The organism is Massilia violaceinigra, assembly GCF_002752675.1.
GTDB classification, from domain to species: Bacteria; Pseudomonadota; Gammaproteobacteria; order Burkholderiales; family Burkholderiaceae_D; genus Telluria_A; species Telluria_A violaceinigra.
Genome location: NZ_CP024608.1, coordinates 6,228,293 through 6,246,978 on the forward strand (window position 1 = coordinate 6,228,293; position 18,686 = coordinate 6,246,978).

The 18,686-nt window shown below is 65.0% G+C and carries 6 protein-coding genes; 1 reads left to right on the forward strand and 5 read right to left on the reverse strand.

The window, feature by feature from the left end:
• The first annotated feature begins 20 nt into the window (after nt 1–20).
• The gene (locus CR152_RS26760) at nt 21–1,235 is read left to right on the forward strand and encodes a glycoside hydrolase family 18 protein (RefSeq protein ID WP_229413626.1); all 1,215 of its coding nucleotides are present in this window, start codon (nt 21–23) and stop codon (nt 1,233–1,235) included.
• A gap of 43 nt (nt 1,236–1,278) precedes the next feature.
• Here CR152_RS26760 and CR152_RS26765 read toward each other — a convergent pair whose 3' ends face one another.
• The 5 genes from CR152_RS26765 to CR152_RS26785 all read right to left on the reverse strand — a co-directional run bounded on the left by CR152_RS26765 (nt 1,279) and on the right by CR152_RS26785 (nt 18,297).
• On the reverse strand, nt 1,279–2,205 hold the full coding sequence (locus CR152_RS26765; protein WP_099880098.1) for a YqhG/Tai3 family protein: 927 nt from the start codon (nt 2,203–2,205) through the stop codon (nt 1,279–1,281).
• Between the two features lies 1 nt (nt 2,206).
• Complete coding sequence (locus CR152_RS26770; protein WP_099880100.1) at nt 2,207–4,261, reverse strand: S9 family peptidase; 2,055 nt, start codon at nt 4,259–4,261, stop codon at nt 2,207–2,209.
• Nucleotides 4,262–4,658: 397 nt separating this feature from the next.
• Nucleotides 4,659–5,690 carry an OmpA family protein gene (locus tag CR152_RS26775; RefSeq protein ID WP_157778755.1) on the reverse strand — a complete coding sequence of 344 codons (1,032 nt, stop codon included), beginning with the start codon at nt 5,688–5,690 and terminating at the stop codon, nt 4,659–4,661.
• A gap of 21 nt (nt 5,691–5,711) precedes the next feature.
• Nucleotides 5,712–9,077: a hypothetical protein gene (locus tag CR152_RS26780; protein WP_167399952.1), complete on the reverse strand. Its 3,366-nt coding sequence runs from the start codon at nt 9,075–9,077 to the stop codon at nt 5,712–5,714.
• Nucleotides 9,067–18,297 (reverse strand): SdrD B-like domain-containing protein, encoded by a 9,231-nt coding sequence (locus CR152_RS26785; protein ID WP_167399953.1) that lies wholly within the window; start codon nt 18,295–18,297, stop codon nt 9,067–9,069. The genes CR152_RS26780 and CR152_RS26785 overlap by 11 nt, the downstream gene beginning before the upstream one ends.
• Between the last annotated feature and the right edge of the window lie 389 nt (nt 18,298–18,686).

Below are 18,686 nucleotides of genomic sequence, written 5' to 3' on the forward strand. Positions count from 1 at the left end.
TTTTTTTGACAGGAGTCGACATGAAGAAACTACTGAAATACCTGGGCATGGCCGCTATCGGCGGCGCCATCCTGAGCGGATGCGGCGGCGGATCGTCCGACAGCGCACCCACCGCCGCCAGCCCCGCACGGATGAACGCCGCCGTCACGGCGGAGCCGCTGCTGCCGCTGGCGGCATCCGTCGCGCCCGGCTCCACCGGCAGTGCCGCAATCGATGGGGTCGGCACAGACTCGGGATCGTCGGCCGCGCTCGCGCCTTGCGCCGCCGTTACCTGGCGCGCCGGCGTCAATTACCCGCTTGGGACCGTCGTGCTGTACACGCCGAACGGGCTGTACTACAAGGTGGTGCAGGTCGCCGGCAACGGCAGCGACGGCACCACCCCGACCATCAGCACCTGGTACTGGGCGCAAACCACCTGCGCGCTGCCAGCGGCGAAGAAAATCGTCGGCGGCTACTATCCGAACTGGACGCCCTCCCCGGTGCGCATCCGTGACGTCAATGCGCGCTACAACCTGATCTACCTGTTCCACGCCGTGCCGGTGGGCGGCTCGCCGGGCACCACCGGAGCGGTCACCTTCAGCGCGCCGGGCAACGGACGCGGTGCGGCCACCAATCTGAAAGCCGACATCCAGTACGCGCGCAGCACCCAGGGCCGCAAGATCATCCTGTCGGTGGGCGGCGCGGGGAATGGCATGAGTTTTCCGAACCGGACCAAATCGCAGACGTTTGTGAACAGCATCGCCTCGATCTATACGCAATTGGGCGGCATCGACGGCATGGACTGGAATACCTTCGAAGCGGACCAGCGGCCAGATACCGCCGAAATGATCTGGATCAGCCTGGAACTGAAGAAGCGCTACCCGGGCTTCATCATTTCCGCGCCGCCGGCACCGTGGAACCAGATCGACAAGGAATTCTGCCGTGCGATGGTCGCTGCCGGAGCGATGGATTACGCCGCGCCGCAGTATTACGACGGGCCTGGCCTGAACGATCCGGCCTATGTGGCCGATAATGTCAAACAGTGGGTCAGCTTGCTCGGCGCGAACCGGGTGGTGGTCGGCTTCGGCATCAGCAACGCGGCCAATTACATGAGCCGGGATCAGGCGGTCAGCGCGTGGAACCAGGTCAAGGCCAACCATCCGGACATTCGCGGCGGCTTCAACTGGCAGATTCACACGGATGAAGAACAGGGCTGGGTGTTCGCCAACAGCGTTGCACCGCTGATTAACCCGTAACAGGCAAAGCTGCCGGTCCCCCCATCGGCGGGACCGGCAGCGCTTATTGTTGACCGACAGGTGGGCGAGCCATATCGACCCGCGACAGCCACCATGCGCCACGCTGGAACGTGTAGTCGAATGGACCGCTGCGCACCACACTATCTTCCTTGGGCGCACCCGCGCCTTGCTTGCCGGCGGCGATCGCCGGCAAGCCTTTTTTGGCCGCCCCGGCCTTGAAGTAGGTATCGTGCAAGGTCTTTACCAGCGCCGGCAAGCGCGCATCGTCTTGCGCGTACGGCACGCATGCACCCTGCTTGACGCACACCGTTACAGGAAACGCGACAAAGCGCGCGAACCGGTCCGCCTGCTGCTCTTCCACGTAGATGTTGACCCAGCCCGATGCATCGGCAACGTCGCGCGCAGCCTTGGAAATCGCTACGATCTCGTGCAGAATGCCCTGGCGCATGCTGTTCCTGGCCGCCTGCGCGCCCTTGACCGGATACAGCACATCATCGACGCGCCACTGGCCGCCTTCACGCACCAGCACGTAGCGCATCGTTGTGCGCTGCGAACTGGCGTCCTTGGGAAACACCTTGAACGCCACATCGACCGCGTTCGCCCCCACCGGCCTGGCCGTGAAGCCGGACGACGCCAGCGTCAATTCCGGATCGCTGTCCTGGGCATCCAAAAACATGTCCGCCTCGGCGCCATAGCCGCACATATCGTCCCCGCGCGCCACTTTTCGGCACGCAAAGTCGTTTTCCGCCAGCAGCTTGCGCGCGCCAGCCGAATAGAAGGCGCCGCTGTCCAGATAACGTTTCCTTGCCGCCGCTTCATCGGCGAAGTAATCGCGGTAAAACGCCGTGATCAGCGCGGCCGGCGAGCTTGCCGCCGGCACGGTGGCGGCCGGCGCGGCCAGCACGCCGGCGCTGTGGACGAGTCCTGCACACAGCACCGCCGCAAGCACAAGGTTCTTGTGCTCTCGCATGTCAGCGGGCCAGGTGACGGTCGAGCCACTGCTTGACCGTGTTATGCCACAGCACGGAATTAGCCGGTTTCAAGACCCAGTGATTCTCGTCCGGGAACACCAGCAGCTTGCTCTCGACACCCTGGCGCTGCAGCGCGGTAAAGGTACCGAGCGCCTGCGAGGTTGGAATGCGGAAGTCCAGGTCGCCCTGCACCACCAGCATCGGCGTCTTCCAGTTCTTCACGAAATGGACCGGGTTGAATTTTTCGTACAGCGCGGCGTTGTCCAGGTAAGTTCCCTTGTTTTCCCACTCGGTGAACCACAATTCTTCAGTCGCGTACGCCATGCCGCGGGTATCGAACACGCCGTCATGATTGACCAGGCAACGGAAGCCGTCCGACCAGTTGCCGGCGATCCAGTTCATCATGTAGCCGCCGTACGACGCGCCCAGCGCGCAGCTGCGTTCGCGGTCCAGCCATGGGAATTTCTTCACGGCCGCGTCCAAGCCCTTTTTCAGGTCTTCCAGCGGCGCGCCGCCCCAGTCGCCGCTGATCGAATCGGTGAACGCCTGGCCGTAGCCGGTGGAGCCGTGGAAATCGATGAATACGGTTGCGTAGCCGGCGCCGGCGTAGGTCTGCGGATTCCAGCGGTAGCTCCACGAATTGCCGAAACTGCCCTGCGGGCCGCCGTGGACCAGGAAGGCCAGCGGATACTTGGCGCCGGGCGTCGCATTCCATGGTTTCATCACGTGGCCGTAGACGGTCTCGCCCTTGGCGCCGGTGAATGAAAACTGCTCGTACTCGCCGAAGCGCACGTCGGCCAGCAGTTCGCTGTTCAACTGCGTCAGCTGGACCGGGGCGCCGCCATTGGTGCTCTTGAACAATTGCGCGCCCGATTGCAGATTGGCCTGGGCCATCACCACTGTCTTGCCGCGCGCGTCGAAGGCGCTGACGTAACCCTTCTCGCTCAGTGGCGCGACCTTGCCGCTGGCGGCGTCGATCGAGAACAGGCGGTGCTGGCCCAGGTCGTCGGCGGTGGCCAGCAGGGATTTGCCATCGTCGCGCCATTTGTAGTCGCCAATCGAGCGGTCCCAGCTCTCCGCCACGACGCGCTTCTTGCCGCTGGCGACATCCATCAGCACCAGGCGGAAGCAGTCGGCTTCGAAGCCGGGCCGGCTCATGGCCAGGTAAGCGAGGGTCTTGCCGTCCGGCGAAAACGCCGGCTTGCTGTCCCAGGCCGGATTGTCGGCGGTCAGGTTGCGCGGCGCGGCGCCGCCGGTGGCGCTGGTTTGGTAGATATCGAAATTGGTGGACCACGATTCGGTCTTGCCGGCCACGCGTACGTTGAACACGACGCTCTTGCCGTCCGGGCTGAAGCGGTATTCCTCGCGGTCGCCGAACGGTTTCGACGGCACGTCGCCATCGATGCTGCCCGACAGGCTGACCGGCGCGGCGCTGACCTTGCCGGCGGCGTCGATCGGCGCGGTGTACAGCACGCTGTTGCGCCCATCCTTCCAGGTATCCCAGTGGCGCACGAACAGGCGGTCGTAGACCTTGCCGCTGGCCTTGTCCTTGGCCTTGTCGTCCATGCGCGTTCTGGTGCAGGCCAGGTCGGTGCAATCGCGGAACACGGCCAGGCCCATCGCCAGACGGTCGCCGGCCGGCGAGAGACGGAAATTATCGACGTCGAGCGGCAGGTCGGTGACCTTGACGGCCTCCCCACCGGCCACCGGCTGGCGCCACACCTGCGACGAGCCCGAGCGGGCCGACAAAAAATAGATGGCGTCGCCCTTGGGCGACCATTCCGGATCGGTGCTGTTGGCGTCGCCGCTGGTCAGCTTGACCGGGGTCGGTTTGGCGCTGCGCAGGTCGATCATCCACAGCTGGGTGTTGCCGCGGTTCTTTTCCATATTGGTGCTGCGCACCGTGTAGACCACGCGCGACGCGTCCGGCGAGAGGGCCGGCGCGCCGACGCGTTCCATCCTCACCAGATCCTCGACCGTGAACCCGCGCGGCGCGGCCAGCGCGCTACCGGCAGCCAGTGTAGCTGCCCCCAAAATGAACAGACGTCCCATCATTGCATCATCCCCAAGAGTCATGAAAGTGCCAGCAGAACCAAATGGCCCCGGCATCATACCAAGTTCGACTACGCTGGGCAGCTAAAAACGTGTATTCCATCCAACCGCCGACCTGAAGCCGGGGCCGCGAAGCCCTCCTACAGCCGCAGCGAACCCTCCTACAACCGGGGTCAGAGCTTTAATCAGCAACAATGACGTCGCGAATGACGGCTGCGACCCCGAATCGCGGCCCCCCGTCGTTTCGCCGCATCAGCGCGTGCCGCATTCGCGGCCAAGCCATCGCGTTAACGCAAAAACCGAACCGGGGTCAGAGCTTTAATTAGAAATCTTTCTAATTAAAGCTCTGACCCCGGTTCGGCTGTTGAGATGCTCCGACCTTGGCCGGAAGCACTTCCTCTTATCGCTTGATGCCGGTCACTTCGACTTCGACGCGGCGGTTCGGCTGCAGGCAGCCAATCAATGCAGCGCGTGGCGCAACGCCGGTGCACGCCTCGACCTGGTCCGCTTCGCCCTTGCCGGAACTGACGATTTCGCCCACAAAACCCTTGCTCACCAGGTACTCGCGCACCGTGGCCGCGCGGCGCTCCGACAGCGGCTGGTTGTACGCTTCCGTCCCCATGCGGTCGGTGTAGCCGGTCAGCTTGATGCCGGAAATCTGCGCATACACACCATCGAGCTTGATCATCATGCTGTCGATGCGCGCGCGTCCCGCCGGCAGCAAATCAGGCAGGCCCGATTTGTCGAAGCGGAACAGCGCGTCGGCCGCCAGGGTCAGCTTTTCGACCACCACCGTCGGCCCCTTACCCTGCTCCGTCTTGACCACTGCCGCCACCGGCGCACCGCCGCAAGCGGCAGCCGACGCCTGCGCCGCCTGCAGATTGTCTTCGGCGATCTGGATGTACGGGTTGGCATGGCGCCAGCCCTGCTGATTGAATTCATTCCCGGCATGCACCAGCTCGACTTCGCCGCAAGCGACCTTCTGCGCCGCGCAGCTGAAGCCCGCACCGCTCTTGACGCCACCGAAGCGCGCCCACAGGTCGTCGCGCAGCTTGGCCGCGTCGTTCACCAGCGGCGTCTGGTCGCCCGGATTGGGCGTGGCGCCCGTTTCCAGCGCGCCCACGATCGCGGCGCCCTGCTCCAACGCCTTTTGCGGGAAGGCGGAACGGTCGTTGCGGGTGTATTCATGCAACGACACGTCAAGCCAGCACTGCGCCTTCGACAGATAGTAATTGCTGACTGGCACGCCCTTGTCGTTGAGCGCTTTCACGCGCTGCTGCAAGGCCTTGTACCCGGCCTGGTCGGCCACGATCGCCTGGTCGGAGATGCGCTCCGCCGGCGCATTGAGCGTTTGCGCAAAGGCGCCTTGAACGGCAAGGGCCATGGCGGCGAACAGCACAACGCGCGGGCGGGAAATAATGGTTGGTTTCATCGTCATTCTCATTTCAGGAAATTAGCGGGCCAGCGCGCGATTCGCTTCTGGGTCCTTGCCTTTGAATACATTCTCGTCAAACTTGAAGCGCAGGCGCACGAACCACCCCTTGGAGGTGTAGTCCGCGGCACTCAGATCGCGTTCGCGGAAGCCGCTCACGTTGTAGCCGGCCGACAGCCACAGGTTTTCCTTGACCAGGTAGCCGACCTCGACCCCGCGCGCATACTGGCTGCTGCCCTTGTTCTGCGGGCTGTGCAGGTAGGCGGCGAGCACGCCGATGTCCCAGTTCTCGGTGATGTCGTACACCACGCGGCCCGATGCCATCCAGGCGCTGTAGCTCTGCTGGCCCTGCGGCAGGTTGCGTTCCTTGCTGGTCTTGGCGGCCAGGCGGCCGGTGCTCCACCACGGACGGCTCGGATGGTAGTCGAGGTGGGTCGAGACGATGTGCGCGGCATAGTTGTCGCCGTCGACACGGGCACCGTCGCGCACGTTCTTGTACTCGTAGCGCGCCAGACCGTTGAACTGGTTGCGGTCGACCGGACGCCAGGCGAATCCGAGCTGCGCGCGTTCCTGCAGGCTGTTGGCCAGCGGCTTGCCGCTCAGGTCGTCGTTGTTGCGCGACAGCAGGGCGTAGTTGCGGGCCAGGACGGTCCAGTCGCGGTCGAGCTTGCGCACGAACGAGAGCGTATTAAGCCACTGGTCCTGCGACTGGTTGCCGATGTCGCCCGGGCTGTCGAACAGGCGGCGCCATTCGAGCTTGACCGAGGCTTTCCACAGCGGGTTGGCGGTGTAGTCGAGCGCCGTCGCCAGGGCCACGCCCTTTTGCTGGCGGCCGTCGAACACGTGCAGGTATTCCGCATTGGTGCTCACCGCGACGCCTTCGGACAGGTTCCAGGTGTTGCGTGCGCCGCTGGCCAGCTGCAGGTCGCGCCCGTCGGCCAGTTCGGTGTCGATCGAGTCGCGCAGGCGGTACTCGGAGAAGATGCTGGCGCCCGGCAGGTAGGTCGATTCGACACCGGCCACAAAGGCATTGCTCTTCTCCGCAGGATTGAGCGAGTAGCGCGATGCGAGACCGGTCTGGTTCTCGTAGCGCGCATACGCACGGCTGCGCTCGGACAATTGATACTGCGCACCCAGTTCGTAACGCTTCTGGTTGCTGTCGGAAATGCCATGCTCGATCACGCCGGTCAGGCTCAGCAAATCGGTCGCCTTGTACTGCGCGCCGATGGCCACCGTGTTGGCGTCCAGGGTGCCGCGCGTACCCGGGGTGGTGGTCGCGCCGACCGGTGCGAAGGCGGTGATGGTGCTGCCGTTGACCGGGCTGATGGCGCTGTTGGTGTGGCCGAAGCCGAAGAAGCCGCCGCTCGGGTTCAGTCCGTTCGGGTTCGAGACCACGCCGGTGTTGCTGGCCATGCCGACCTGATTGCGCAGCTCGCCCTCTTCCTTCATGTGCTGCAGGGAGAAGTCCAGGGTCAGGCGCGGATCGGCTTTCCACAGCATGCCGACACGTACGGCATCGCGCTGGGCCACAACCTGCTGGTCCTTGCTTTGCAGCGCGCTGCCGTACACCGTGGTGGTGGACGTGAACCTGGCGCTGACGTTCACGCCGGCGTCGCTGTGGCCGGGGCTGATGCCGGCCGCGGTATTGTTGAATTCATCGTCGGCACGCTGCCAGTAGGCACGCATGTCGAAGGCGTCGCTCTTGTGCGACAGCGCCACGCGCGCAGCCTGGCCCGATGCCGAACTCGACAGCTCGCCCGCCTGCCCGCTCGGGGTGGTGAATACCTGGCCGTTGGACGTGTAGCTGGTCGATTCGCTCTGCGCGAATTCGGCCACTAAACTGGTCTTCGGCGCCAGTTGCACGCTCGCGTTGACGCTGTGCAGGCGGTACGGCGATTGCGGATTCTTGTCGTCCACCGCGGCCATGCCGACGCTGATGCTGTCGGTCAGGCGGTATTCGCCGTTCACGCCCATCACCCAGAACTCGTCGCCGCCCTGCTCCACTTCGTACGTCACGCGGATCGATTGCGGATCGCCTTCAGGCGTGAGCGATGGAACCGCCTGCTTGAACAGGATGCGGCCCGAAAACGGCTCGAAGCTGTAGTCTTCCAGGCGGCGCAATGGCGTCACCTGCTTGACCAGGTCGGTCTGGTTCTTGTCGCGCACGATCAGTTCGACGCGCTCGGAATTGGTCAGCGCGCCATTGTTGCGCACGGCGAAGGGTCCGGAGCTGCCGTTGGCGCGGTACTCTTCGATGACCTGCTTGGCGTTGTCGTGGAAGGCAAAGCCGCCCAGGTTGCCGCGTTTCAAGTCCCAGTTGCCGCGCAGGCCGGTGGCGGTGCGCTGGTACTGGCCGAGCTTGCGTGCTTCCATGCCCGTGTTCGGGCCGGGTACCGACGACATCGTGCCTTCGCTGGTCGAAAAGTCGCCGTACAGCACATAGCTTTTCTTGTCGTCGACGCGCACGTACAGGCGGCCGGCCGAGCGGGCGTCGAACGCGGTGCTGGCGCTGTCGCCGTACACCGGATAGAACTCGTTCGGGTTGATGTCGCGCTGCAGCTTTTCCTTGGTCTGCTGGTCCGAATCGTAGGCGGCCGTCAACAGCTTGCTGCCGAGGATGGTGCCCTTGACGAAGAACGCGGTACGGGCGCTGGCGTTGGCCTTGCCGCTGTTGAACTGGCGGCTCCAGCGCGTGATGTCTTGTTCGAAGCCATCGTTAAAGCGTGCTGGCGCCAGGTCGCCTGCGTTCAGGCGGCGCTTGCTGATGACGCCTTCGATCAGGCCCACGGCCAGCATCTGGCGCAGTTCCGGAACGAAGGTGATCACGCCCTGGGTGCTGATCTTGCCGCCGTCAACGCGCAGCAAGACTTCCTGCGCGGCAGCCGGGGCCAGCAGGCGGAATTGCGCCTTGCCGTTTTTCACGCGCAGCTGCACGCCAGGGGTGACCTTGTCGGCATCGCCGCTTTGTGGGCCCAGCGCATCGGTGGCGCTGCCATCGAGCAGGATGCGTCCGGCCGACGCTTCCAGCGTCAGCAGCACGTCATCCGCCAGCGGCTGGCCATCTTCGCCCAGCACCTGCACGCTCACGCGCACCGGCGACTGGCCGTCGGCCGGCACGCCATCGCGGTCGGTTTCGACCAGGATGCGTGCCACCTTGGCGCTGGCGTCAAGACGCCCGCTCCAGAGCTGCGGCGCCGCCATCTGGGCACGCAGGCCGGCGTCGGCCGGGGCCGATGGCAGCGCTTGCGCGCCGGCATTCGGGAAAGCGCAGGCAACCGCCAGCGCGCCCGCCAGCAGGCGGACAGTGCCGCGGCGTTGAATAAGAAGAAGTTGTTTGTTCGTCATGGTGTTCATCTGGGCCAGGCGGGATGGTTGCTTATTGCGCACGGGCTTCTCCCGCGCCGGCAGGGATTGCTCCCTGGCGTGGCTTGACCAGTTCCTGGTTGGCGCTGTCGGTCGCCTGCCGCGGCGCGGCAGGTGCTTTGCTGTCGAACTTCAGGCCTGGCAGGCGCTGCGCTTCCGTTTCCGGCGCGCGTCCCCCACCCTGGCTGCGGCGGGCTTTCACCTGCTCGATGACCGGCGCCGAGCACGAACCCTCGGCAAAGTCGCCGCGCAGCAGTTCGCCATTCTTCGCGTCCAGCCAGATGCTGTTGGCATCGCCCAGGTTGCGGTTGCTGGTCGTCGTCAAACGGCTGCCGCGTGGCAGGGTCAGGCTGTCGGCCTTGATCACGTGCGATTTAGGCGTCAGGCCGCAGTAGCTGTACTTGCCTTCCACATCGGTGGTGAACGAGGTGCCGTCTTCCAGGTACAGACGCACACCCGGCACGCCCAGCTCTTCGCTGTCCTGCACCGAGTTACCGTTGCAATCGACGAAGACCTTGCCGGCCACGCAGGCTTGCTCGGTGAACACGCCACCGGTCAGGCGCACCTTGTACTCGGCGTTGTTCGACGGGTACGCGGCAGGAACAGGCTGGTACGAACCCGGCGTGACGCAACCGCTGGCCACGTTACAGGCGTAGGCAATCGCACGGTTGATGCCATCGCCCTGCAGGCTGCCGACACCGGCACGCAGACGGTAGGTCAGCACGGCTTGCTTGTTGCTTGCCAGCGGACCCAGGTTGAAGGCCAGTACCGGGCCAACCGCGGGCACCGGATCGGCGACCGGCTTGCCATCGACTTTCACGGTGCCAGGCACCAGCGAGAAGCCGGCCGGCAGGCTGTCGCGCACCGTTGCCTGTGCTACCGCGCTGCCGCTGGTCTGGCGCACGGTCAGCGTGTACAGCAGGCTTTCGCCAAATTCGAGCTGCTGCTTGTCGCCGGTTTTGGTCAGCGCCAGGCCAGCCGCTTCGATCTTGTCGATCGGCAGGTGGTTGTTCACCACCGGGGCGCCATTCGTGCCCACGGTGAACGTGTAGTAATACTGGGTGGTGTCCGCACCGCCCGGTACCGCGCCGACGCAAGCGTTCGGCTTGTGCAGGTTCACGCTCGACGCCGGAGCGCCGTCGGACTTCTGGATCAGCGCCGCATTGGCACTGGCCATCACGCTGGCGGCACCCTGGCAAGCCGGGATCTTCGCCGATTCCGCCGGAACATAACCGACTGGATAGCTGGTGATCGCCAGTTTGTAGACGCCGGCCGGGAAATCGTTCAGCAAGCCGAACTGGTACACGCCATCGCTGCCGGTGGTCTGGTTGACCGCTTCCACGCCGCCCAGCAGGTGACGCGTTGGATTGAAGCCTGCCGGACCAGTCACGGTCACGACCGCGCCACGCACCGGTTGACGGGTGGCGCTGTCGTACACGACGCCAGACGGAGTGAGCGGCAAGTTCTGCTCGGTGATGTCGCTGTCATCAAGCAGGGTGATGCCGGTGATCCTGCCTACAACCGGCGTGCCCGCGTTACCGGCCGAGGTCGGGACGATCGGCATGCCGTTGCCATCCTTGGTGAACACGATCTCGAAGCCCGGACCGGTCGGCAAGCCCGTGCCTTCGTAGCCGGCGCAACGCAGGCTGTCGAACTGGTAGTAGCCCTTGGCGTCGCTCTTGACGGTGCAAACCGGTTTGCCGTTCTGGGTCAGGACCACGGTCCAATCCTTCACGCCTTCATGGTTCTCGGGACGGGTGCGGGTGTGGCCGCGGTCCATCCAGACATAGCCGCTGATGATCGGGGCACGGGTTTCCGGACCCGGACGCACGCGCTCGCCGAACAGGTAACCGCCGACCACGCCGCCATTGGCTGCGATGATCTCGCTGGTCACGTCGAACTGGGCGATCGTGTTTTGCGACGGCGCGGTGCCGAAGCTGCTGTTGTCGACCTTGCCGCCTGCAACGCCGGCGGTTTCCTTGCCATCCATGTATTTCGAGGTCGGCAGGTCGGTCTGGGACTCGACCAGGGTGTAGCGGCCGGGAACCAGGTTCTCGAACACATACTTGCCATCGGCACCGGTGACGGCCACGCAGCCCATGGTGCAGGCGTCTACGCCCGTCATGGTCACGTGCACGCCCGGCAGCGGAATTTCACCCGCATTCATCTGGCCGTTGTGGTTGGCGTCGACGTACACATAGCCTTCCAGACGCGCGCGGCGTTCGCCGAACAGGTAGTCGGTGCCATCCTGGGCCACGCCCAGCTTGATGGCCGAGGTGGTGTTCTTCGGCGCCGTGCTGTTGAAGGCGCTGTTGTCGACCGATCCGGCAACGGTACCGGCGACCTTGCCCGGAGTTTCCTTGCCGTCGGTGTAGCCAGCCGGCTGGGTTTCCACCAGGCTGTAGGTGTCGGCCGGCAGGCCGACGATCAGGAAGCGGCCATCCGCATCGGTGGTGGCACGGCCTGCTTCGCCCTTGCCGCCGATGGCGCTGACCGGCACGCCGGCAATGCCAGGCTCGCCGGCGTCTTGCACGCCGTTGTGGTTATCGTCGCGATACACCACGCCAGCCAGGCTGCTGCCCGCTTCGCGGAAATCGTAGTCGCGCGCTTCGGTACCCGCCGCCAGCACGATGGCGGTGGTTTTGTTCGGGCCCTTGTCGAGCGTGCCGCCGACGTTGCCGAGGGCGCTGCCGGTGTTGGTCGGAAAGTCGCCGTAGGCTACCGGCTGGGTTTCGACCACGGTGTAGGTGCCCGGGACCAGGTCGACGAACAGATAGCTGCCGTCGGCGCCGGTCACGGTGGTGCGTGCAGGAATGGCCACGCCGTTCGCATCGACACCGGTCAGGGTGACGCTTACGCCAGGCAATGCTTCGCCAGGCTCGCGCTTGGCGTTTTTGTTGCCGTCGACGTACACAGTACCGCCGAGCTTGGCCAAGCCATTGCTGACCGGATTGATTTCACGGAAATCGTAGCCGGTCGCCGCGCCGCCCGCTGGCGGAATGACGATGGTGGCAACCGTGTTCAGGCCGGCGGTGCCGCCGCCCAGGGTACCGATCCTGGTGCCGGTAGCGGCCTCGAAATCGGACAGGCCGGCTGGCTGGGTTTCAGTCAGGGTGTAGGTGCCTGGTGCGAGCACCGGGAACAGGTAATTACCATTGGTATCGGTCTGCACGGTACGTACCGTGCCGTCGGTACCCTTGAGGGTCAGGGTGACGCCGTTGAGCAATTGCTCGGTGGTGTCGCGCTTGCCATCCTTGTTGCTGTCGACATACACGGTACCTGCCAGCGAACCGGTGTTCGGTGCGCCGCGCTCGCCGAACAGATAGTTCACGGCGGCCGTGCCCGGCATCACATTGATGCCGGTGATGCTGTTTTTCGGGGCATTGATGGCGCCGCCCACGGAACCGGCGGCGTCGACGCCGTCCGATACGCCACCCGGCTGGGTTTCGACCAGGGTGTAGTTGCCAGCCATCAGGCCGGTGAACAGGAAGGTGCCATCGGCGCCGGTCGCCATGGTGCGCGGCACGGGGCCGTTCAGGCGCACCACCACGCCCGCCAGCGGCGTATCGCCGGTGTCGCGCACGCCGTTGTCGTTGGCATCGAAATACACGGCGCCGGCGATGCTGGCGCCGATTTCGCGGAAATTGTAGTTCACGGCGTTGTCGCCCTGCACCAGCGGCAAGCCGCCGATGCTGTTCGGTACGGCCACGCCGGTCGTGATGCCGCCGATGGTGCCCGGCTGGCTGCCGGTGTTACCCGGGAAATCGTTGTAGCCGGCCGGATGGGTTTCGGTCACGGTGTAACCGGCGCCGCTGCTCGGACGCAGCTTGTCGAAGCGGTAAGTGCCGTTGGCGGCGGTGGTCGTGGTCAGGCTGACGGCCGCGCCGCGGTCGTCGTTGCCGGTCAGGGTGACGGTCACGCCGGCGATCTGCTCGCCCGTGTTGACGCTGGCATCCTGGTTGCTGTCCGCATACACGGTGCCGCTGACGCTGGCCGGCACCACTTCGCCGAAGTTGAAGTCGGTGTGGGTACTGGCGACGGCATACGCGATGGTGCCGATCACGTTGGCCACATTGTCGACGCAGCCCGCGCAGGCGGCGCCGCCGACATTCCCCTTGCGGGTGATGCCGTCGAGGTAAGCGGCCGGCTGGGTTTCGGTGACGGTGTAGCCGGCGCCATTCGCATTGCGCAGGAAGCTGAAGGTATATGCGCCATCAGGGCCGGTGGTGGCGACGCAGGTCGGCGCGCCGCAGGCGTTGCCGCCGCTCGCTGCCGTGCCGGTCAGGGTCAGGCTCACGCCGGCAATACCGGTTTCGCCCGCATCCATCGTGCCGTTGTTGTTCTTGTCGGCATACACAAAGCCGCTCAGTTTGCCGGTGGCTTCGCCGAACAGGTAATCGATGCCCTTCTGGCCCGCGCTCAGCACAACGCCGCTGAACACGCTGTTGCCGCCCGCCAGGCCGAGGTTGCCAGGCGTGGTGGCGCCGGTGCCCAGGGTGTTGGTGGCGTCGATGAAGTCGACCGGCTGGGTTTCGGTCACGCTGTAGCCGCCGCCATTGCTGGCCGGCAGGCCGGTGAAGCTATAGTTGCCGTTCGCGTCGGTGGTGCCCACGCAGGTGCTCACGATGGTGCACACATTGGCGCCGGTCGCGGTGGTGCCCGACAGGGTCACGGTCACGCCAGGCAGCAGGGTGTCGCCGCCATTCAAGGTATTGCTGCGGTCGACGTCGAGGTAGACCTTGCCCGCCAGGCTGGCGGACGATTCGCCGAAGTTGTAATTGCTGCCGAACTGGCCGGTGCCGATCACGATGCCGCTGAAGCGGTCATTGGTCTTGGTGCCGCGCACCACGCCATTGACGGTGCCGACCGTGTCGATGCCGTCGGCATAGCTCGACAGTGGCGCGCTGGCCTGGCTCTGCTCGGTCAGCACGTAGCCGGTGGCGTCGCTCGCCGGCAAGCCGGCGAAGCCGTAGCCGCCGCTGCTGTCGGTGAGGATGGTGCACGGGTTCGGCGAAATCGCCACGCACACGCTGGTGCCGTTCGAGGTATTGCCCGACAGGGTGATCGAGACGCCGGCAATGCCAGGCTCGCCCGCATCCTTCACGCCATTGTTGTTCAGGTCGGCATAGACGATACCGCCCAGGCCCTGCCCGCTTTCGCCGAAGTTGTAGTTCACGGCGGCGTCGCCCGCCACCAGCGGCACATTGCCGATGGTGCGCTTGGTGGCGCCGACGACCGGGGTGTTGGCGGCCAGCGCGGTCGCGCCATCATTGCCGCCCTTGCTGCCGATGGTCATGCCGGTGTGGGTCACGCCCGGCAGGGTGGCCTGCACCACCTGATACGTACCAGGACGCAGATTGGTGAAGCTGTACGAACCGTTGGCGCCGGTCGGCACGGTGGCGTTCACCGGACCGAGGTCGTCGGTGCCGGTCAGGGTCATGGTGACGCTGGTCACGCCCGCGCTTTCGTCGGTGGCCGGCACGTTCGTCACGTCGCGCACGGCGTCGGTGTCGAGGTCGACGAAGACGAAGCCCGACAGGGTCGCCGGCTTCAGTTCGCCGAACAGGTAGCCGGTGGCGTTGGTCGACGCCGGCAGGACGATGTTGCTGATCTCGTCGCCGCTGGCGTCGGTGGCGGTACCGGCAACGCTGCCGGCCGCTTCCTTGCCATCGAGGTAGGTGGCGGGCTGCACTTCGGTCACTTTATAGGTGCCTGGCGAGCGGTTGTCGAACAGATAGGCGCCGCCGGCGGTGGTCGTGGTGGTGACATTGGTCACGGTATTGCCGTAGATATCGACACCGTCCAGGCGCAGGGTCACGCCGGTGATGCCGTTTTCGCCCGCGCCTTTGGCCGCGTCGTTGTTGCCGTCTTCATACACGAAGCCGGCGATCGAGGAACGCTGCACCGCCACGGTGGCGCAACCACGGTTATCGACCGCGCTGCGCTCGACATCGTTGGTGGTGGCGTTGCCGCAGTTTTCCAGCGCCGCGTTGACCGCGGTGGCGATCACGGGAATGCGCACGGTGGCCGCCTTGCCGCTTTCCAGCAGGCCGACGTTACAGCTGATCGTGGCGCCTGCGCTGCAAGTGCCGCTGGTCGGGGCACCGTTGTTGGTGCTCCAGGTCAGGCCGGCGTTGTACGGCGCCGCGTTGTACGGCGCGAGCGTGCCGCCGGTGTAGAGCGTCAGGCCGGCTGGCAGGCTGTCGGTGATGACGGTGCCCTGGCTGTTGCCGGGACCGGCGTTGTTCAGGGTCAGGACCCAGAAGAACGGCTCGCGCAGCTGCACCGCGGCGGCAAGCGCGTTGGTGTTGCCGTTATAGGCGAACGCGGCTTTGGTCAGCTTGAGGTCGACGCGCATCTTGATGGTGGTGCTTTGGTCGGCCGTGTTGTTCGGCGTCAGTTGTTCCGGCTCGCGCGAGGACACGGTGACGGTCGACTGGTAGGTGTCGCCCGAACCGGTCGGCTGGGTAACGACCTGGAAGTCGAGATACAGGTCGGTGCTGGCGTTGTTGCCCATCAGGATGTCGGTGGTCGGGAAGTTGCAGGTGATGCTCATCTGCGCCGGCCCCGTGACCGTGTTGCCGACCTGGGTACAGTAATTGGTATACGCCTCGCCGTCCGGCAGCAGTTTGCCGCCTTTGAAGGTCATGCTCTTGCCGACAGGCGGCTTCATCAGATAGGTCAGGACCAGGTGGGTGGCCACCGATGGACCGCGGTTGGTGATGGTGTTGCGGTAGGTGACCACATTGTCCGGGAAGACCGGACCGGCGCCGGCCGGCACAAAGCCCATCGGATCGACGTTGTCGGTGTTGTTGACCAGCAGGTCGAGCGTGGCGGGAGTGACCGCCAAGGCATTGGTGCCGCTGTTGTTGGCGTAGTCGCTTTCGTTGCTGCTGGTGGCCACCGTGGCCGTGCTGCCGATATTGCGCGGATCCGGCGCGTTAGCCATGTAGTCGGGACGCACGGTGATGGTGACGGTGCGGGTCGCGCCCGACGCCATGTTGCCGATGGTGCAGTTCAGGGTCTTGGCCGCGCTGTCATAGGCGCAGGTGCCGCCATTGCTGGCGACGGCCGAGATGAAGGTCATCGAGCCTTCCGGAATATTGAACACATCGACCACGGTCACGCCATTCGCCGTCGACGGGCCGTTGTTATTGATGGTCAGCACGTAGGTGGCGTTGGTGCCGGCAGGCACCGAGCCTGGGGTCACGGTATTGGTGATGGTCACGTCGGCGACCGGATCGACCTGCACATCGGCGGTGGCGACGTTGTTGGCCGGCACCGGGTCGCCTTGGGCGTTGGAGCGCACGCTGGCCGAGTTCACCCATTTATTGCCGGCCTGGCCGCTGCTGTCGAGCAGCGGACGGGTCACCGTCACGGTGATTTCCGCCGTGGCGCCGAGCGCCATCGTGCCGCTGCTCATGAAACAGGTCACTGTCGCGCCCGGGGTGCAGGTGAACAAGGCCGGGGTCGTGCCGCCGGTCTTCGATGCGTTCACCACGGTCTTGCCGGAGATGAAGCCAGGGATCGGGTCCGACAGGATCACGCTGGTCGATTCGCCCGGACCGGCATTGGTGATCGTCAGGACGTAGGTGATGGTCGGCGCGTTCCAGTCCAGGGTGCCCGGAGCGGCGCTCTTTGTCAGCTGCAGGTCGGCAGCGTTCGGGGTCTGGGTCGATTCCGAGGTGGCGCTGGCGCAGTTATTGCCCGGCACCGGATCGGCCTGCACGCCGCCGCTATCGGTAAAGACGGCGCAGGCGGTATTGGTCAGGGTGCCGGACAAAGCGGCGGTGGTGGTCAGGCCCAGGTTCGGGGTCGAGGCATTGAGCGCCAGCGCCGCGTTATAGGTACAGGTGATGTCCTGGCCGACTTGCGGTGCGCAGGTCCAGTTGGCGCCGCTGGCGCTGACGAAGGTTTCGCCGATCGGCAAGGTTTCGACGATCTTGACTTCGCCGATGGCCGCCGCACGCGGGCCGTGATTGGTCACGCGCATGGTGCTGACCATATTGCTGCCCTGCGCGACCGGGTTCGGGGTCTTGGTTTTGGTGATCGACAGATCGACCCCGTCCGGCACGATGCTGACGTTGGCCGAGCCGCTGTTGTTGGCCAGGTCGCCATCCGGCGTAGCGCTGCCGATGGTGGCGGTGTTGGTGGCAGCGGTTTGCGCAGCAACCACCGGCGCGGTGGCGCTGATGACGATGTCCTGCGCAGTGCCGACCGCGAAACTGGCGCGCGTGCAGCTGACATTCTGGCCGTTGGTGGTGCAAGTCCAGCCGGTGCCGCTCGCGCTCACAATGGCGAAGCCGGCAGGCACGCTGTCGCTGACCACCACGTTGGTGGCCGGCATCGGGCCCAGGTTGCGTGGCGCCAGGGTGAAGCTGACCGGCTGGCCGCTGCCGACCAGGGCCTGGGAGACGGTCTTGGTCACGGCCAGGTCGGTGCCGACGGTGATCGTGGTATTCGCCGACGAGGCATCGTTGGCGTTATTGAAGTCGGTCGCGCTGCCGCTGATGGTGACCACGCCGGTGCTGGTGATGGTGCCGGTGGTGGTGCCGGTGGCCTTGGTGTTGATGACGATGTTCGGCAAAGCGCCCTTGGGCGCGCTCGGACGGTTACACGTCACCACCTGCCCCGCCGCCCCGCACGACCAGCCGGAACCGGCCGCAGACTGGTAGGTCAGGTTCGGGCTCAGGGTGAAGGTGGCCTTGGTGGCGCCGGCCGCATCGGGACCGTTGTTGTTCAGGTTAGCCGTGTACACCAGGGTGCCGCTGGCCATCAGGCTGGCCGGCGAGCCGTTCAGCACCAGCGACAGGTCGGCGCCGTTGTCGATCGTGGTCAGCTGCGACAGCGAGTTGTTGCCGGCGTTGCTGTCGGCATCGGTCGTGGTGACCGCCGCCAGCAGGTTGACGGTCTGGCCGGCCGCGGCCAGGGTGCGCACGGTGAGATCGATGTCGAGCAGGTCGGCGGTGCCGGCGCCGGCGCCGTCGCCCGCGACCGTGGCGTAGCTGCAGGTGACCTTGTTGGTGCCCGCATCGTGCACGCAGGCCGGGTCGGACACCGACACGAAGCTGGTCTGCGGATCGAGCGTGAACACCACCTGGACGTTATTGGCGACGTCGCTGGTGTTGTTGGTGACCGAAGCGGAATACAGAATCGTGCCGCCGCGCACGGCCGGATCCGGCGTGTCGGTCAATTGCGATACCAGCATGTCGACCGCGGCTGCCTGCAGAGGCAGCCCCAGCAAGGCAATCGCTGTTACCCGGAGCAAGCATGCAAACACACGCGAGGATCGGGACTTCACCACTGGTAAGGCGCTTTTGAACATTATTGGCTTCATCAATTAAGAATGCGGACGACAAATCGCCCGCCATGCACACGGCATCGCTTTTGCGATTGGGAATTTAAGCTGGAACTACGCGGAGGAAAGGCACACTGCGGACATGGATGCATCGACAACACTTTTCTTGCGCGACGACATTATATTCATACAAACAACATCTTACAAAGTTCTTAATGGAAATGATGCAAATATGCAACGCTGACAACTCAATGCACAGAGTAATAACAATCTAGAGGTTTCATTATGGAAATTTTGACCCGGAATGGCGTGCTTCATAGGAGCGTCAATACCCC